This window comes from Polaromonas sp. P1_E1_2 (assembly GCF_056406035.1).
In genome coordinates this window covers 1-2,911 of sequence record NZ_JBFUAZ010000546.1, presented here as the reverse complement: position 1 = coordinate 2,911, position 2,911 = coordinate 1, and the positions used below count along the sequence as shown (strand labels likewise).

Here is a 2,911-nt window from a genome sequence, read left to right as displayed (position 1 = left end):
GGCGAAACACCGTCCACGGCACCTTGCATTCCGTGCGCACGATTTTTTCGCTCTCGTGCTTGGTCTTGAAATACGGGTGTTCGTAGTTTTCGGCTTCCTCGAACATGTCCTCGCGGAACACGCCTTCATAGAGGCCGGCAGCGGCGATGGAGCTCACATGGTGAAAGTGGCCGGCGTCAATCGCCTTGGCAAATTCCACCGTGTTGCGGGTGCCGTCAATGTTGACGGCCACCTGGCTTTCCTCGTCGGCGCTCAGGTCATACACCGCAGCGAGGTGGTAAAAATGCCCGACCTGCCCCTTGAGTTTCTTGATGTCTTCACTGCTGACACCGAGCTTTTTGCTGGTCAGGTCGCCGTGCACGGCAACGGCGCGGGCGGCGGGTACACCCCAGTATTCCCTCAGYGCCGCCACTTTGCCGGCGCTTTCCTTGCGGATCAGGAAATGAACGGTCGTKCCTTTTCGTTCCAGAAGTTTTTTTACCAGGCGCTTGCCAATGAAGCCTGTGGCCCCTGTAACGAAATAATGCATTTGTGTTTCCTCCGCTGAACGGCCAAGTCAAAAAGTGATTCTTGCTTAAACGGCATGACTCTCTATTCAGCAGAAACCCGCGCTCAGCCTGACTGCACGTACTTTTCCGTAGAGCCGCATGCCTAGAACCTGTTCACGGTTCTAGAACGCAACACCTAAACGCCGTCACAGGGAGGGCTTATATTTTCCCCGTGCGTGCGGCATACTGCCCGCGAAGTTCCATAACCACAAACTGTCTGGAGTAAACCATGGTCAAGAAACTGCAAAAAATGAGCGCCGACAAGAAGTCCGGCCCACAGCTGTCCGGTGCCGTCAAGGAATCCGCCCAGCAAATCTGGCTGGCCGGCCTGGGCGCCTTCTCCAAGGCGCAGGAAGAAGGCGGCAAAGTGTTTGAGACCCTGGTCAAGGAAGGCCTGTCCATCCAGCGCAAGACCCAGGCCGTGGCCGAAGGCAAAATTTCTGAAGCCACCAACAAGATGGCCAGCATGGCCACCGACATCCAGTCCAAGGCCGGCCACCAGTGGGACAAGCTGGAAAACATCTTCGAAGACCGCGTGGCCAAGGCCCTGAACAAACTCGGCGTGCCTTCCGCCAAAGACGTGGACGCCCTGATCGCACGCATTGACGAGCTCAACCGCAATGTGCAAAAAATGGGCGGCAAGCCAGCAGCCAAAACCGCAGCGGCAAAACCCGCCGCCAAAAAGGCGGCACGCCCCGCGGCCAAACGCCCAGCTGCACGCAAATCGGCCTGAGCACACGGTGCTCTGGAAAAAAGGGACATGCCGTCCCTTTTTTTACGCCCGCGCCCAGTCGCCCCACAGCTCACCCAGCACCCTGACTTTGCTGCAGAGCAGCAAATAGTTCCAGGAGCGCCGTCTACACTTTCCAGCCATGACCCAAGCCAAGCCTGCAAAAAATAAACGCCCTGCCAAGCCGCGCATTGCTTTGGCGTTGTCAGGCGGCGGTCCGTTGGGCGCCATCTACGAAATCGGTGCGCTGTGCGCGCTCGACGAATCCCTGCAGGGGCTTTCATTCACCGAACTGGACCACTATGTCGGCGTGTCCGCCGGCGGTTTCATCGCGGCGGGCCTGGCCAACGGCATGACGCCGCGCGAGCTGTGCGCCGCCTTCATTGAAAACGGCGACCAGGCATCGGAGGTGTTTGACCCGGCCTGGCTGATGGTGCCGGCATACGGCGAATTTTTGCGGCGCGGCATCATGTTGCCCGGCTTGCTGGCGTCGGCGGCCTGGCGCGCCACTTTCGGGCGCAAGTCGCTGGTCAATGCGCTGGAGGCGCTGGGCCCGGCCTTGCCCACCGGTGTTTTCTCCAATGACGAAATCGACAAGCGCCTGGCCGCGCTGTTTTCCAAACCCGGCCGCACCAACGACTTTCGCCAGCTTCGCACACGGCTGACACTGGTCGCGACGAATCTGGACAGCGGGGACGCCGCGCCCTTTGGCCGCCCCGGCTGGGACCACGTGCCCATCTCCAAAGCCGTGCAGGCCAGCTCGGCCCTGCCGGGCCTGTTTCCGCCGGTGGAGATCGACAGCCACTGCTACGTGGACGGCGCGCTGAAAAAGACCATGCACGCCGGCGTGGCGCTGGACGATGGCGTTGACCTGATGTTTTGCCTGAACCCGCTGGTGCCCTTCAACGCCACCCGCGCACCCGCGCTGGCCATGAACCAGCGCGTCATGCGCCGGGGCCTGCCGGCCGAAAAGCAGGCCATTCCGCGCATCGTGCAAGGCGGCCTGCCCGCCGTGATGAGCCAGACCTTCCGCTCGATGATCCACTCGCGGCTGGAGCTCGGCATGAAGCACTACGCGCATGCCTATCCCGGCACCGACATCGTGCTGCTGGAGCCTGACGCCCGCGACACCGAGATGTTCCTGGCCAATACCTTCAGTTACCGGCAACGCCGCGAGCTGGCCGAGCACGCCTACCAGAACACCCGTCAGATGCTGCGCTCGCGCAAGACCACGCTGTCTGCCACGCTGGCGCGGCACGGTGTGTCGCTGAACCTGGACGTTCTGGAAGACCCCAGGCGCCACCTGGTGACTGAAAGGCCTGCAGCCACGCGCGTGGGCCGCGCCATTGCCTCGCTCGAAGACGTGATGGAAGATTTGAGCCACGCGCTGCGGCCCGCCGCGCACAAGCTGCCCGCGCCGGCCCGGGCTTAACCCAAAGGTTTGCCAAAGGTGCGTGCCATCCCGTTCACCTTGTTGCAAACCGCCATGCGGATTGATGGACTTCCCTAGTGTCGCCCGGGGAAACGCTGGGTTAGAGTAAAGAACAACACGAGGTAGACAACTTATGGCGAAAAAAGCGCCGCGCCGTACAGCAGAACGGATCCTGGAGGTCACCCTGGACCTGTTCAACCG

3 protein-coding genes and 1 pseudogene are annotated in these 2,911 nt (G+C 61.4%); 3 read left to right on the top strand and 1 reads right to left on the bottom strand.

Annotated elements, in window-relative coordinates; all coding sequences use genetic code 11:
• On the bottom strand, window positions 1–529 hold a 529-nt coding region (locus tag AC1D1P_RS19615), incomplete at its 3' end, for an SDR family oxidoreductase (RefSeq protein WP_477674128.1).
• A gap of 248 nt (window positions 530–777) precedes the next feature.
• Here AC1D1P_RS19615 and AC1D1P_RS19610 point away from each other — a divergent pair.
• From AC1D1P_RS19610 to AC1D1P_RS19600, 3 genes and pseudogenes are all read left to right on the top strand, one after another.
• Window positions 778–1,281 (top strand): phasin family protein, encoded by a 504-nt coding sequence (locus tag AC1D1P_RS19610; RefSeq protein WP_431098472.1) that lies wholly within the window; start codon window positions 778–780, stop codon window positions 1,279–1,281.
• Between the two features lie 139 nt (window positions 1,282–1,420).
• Window positions 1,421–2,710 (top strand): patatin-like phospholipase family protein, encoded by a 1,290-nt coding sequence (locus AC1D1P_RS19605; RefSeq protein ID WP_477674127.1) that lies wholly within the window; start codon window positions 1,421–1,423, stop codon window positions 2,708–2,710.
• Between the two features lie 133 nt (window positions 2,711–2,843).
• A pseudogene (locus AC1D1P_RS19600) lies at window positions 2,844–2,911 on the top strand (TetR/AcrR family transcriptional regulator); the annotation flags it as partial.

Bases quoted from the DNA above. Each gene is read 5' to 3' on its own strand.
- AC1D1P_RS19605 (WP_477674127.1), top strand. From the start codon at position 1,421: ATGACCCAAGCCAAGCCTGCAAAAAATAAACGCCCTGCCAAGCCGCGC.
- AC1D1P_RS19610 (WP_431098472.1), top strand. From the start codon at position 778: ATGGTCAAGAAACTGCAAAAAATGAGCGCCGACAAGAAGTCCGGCCCA.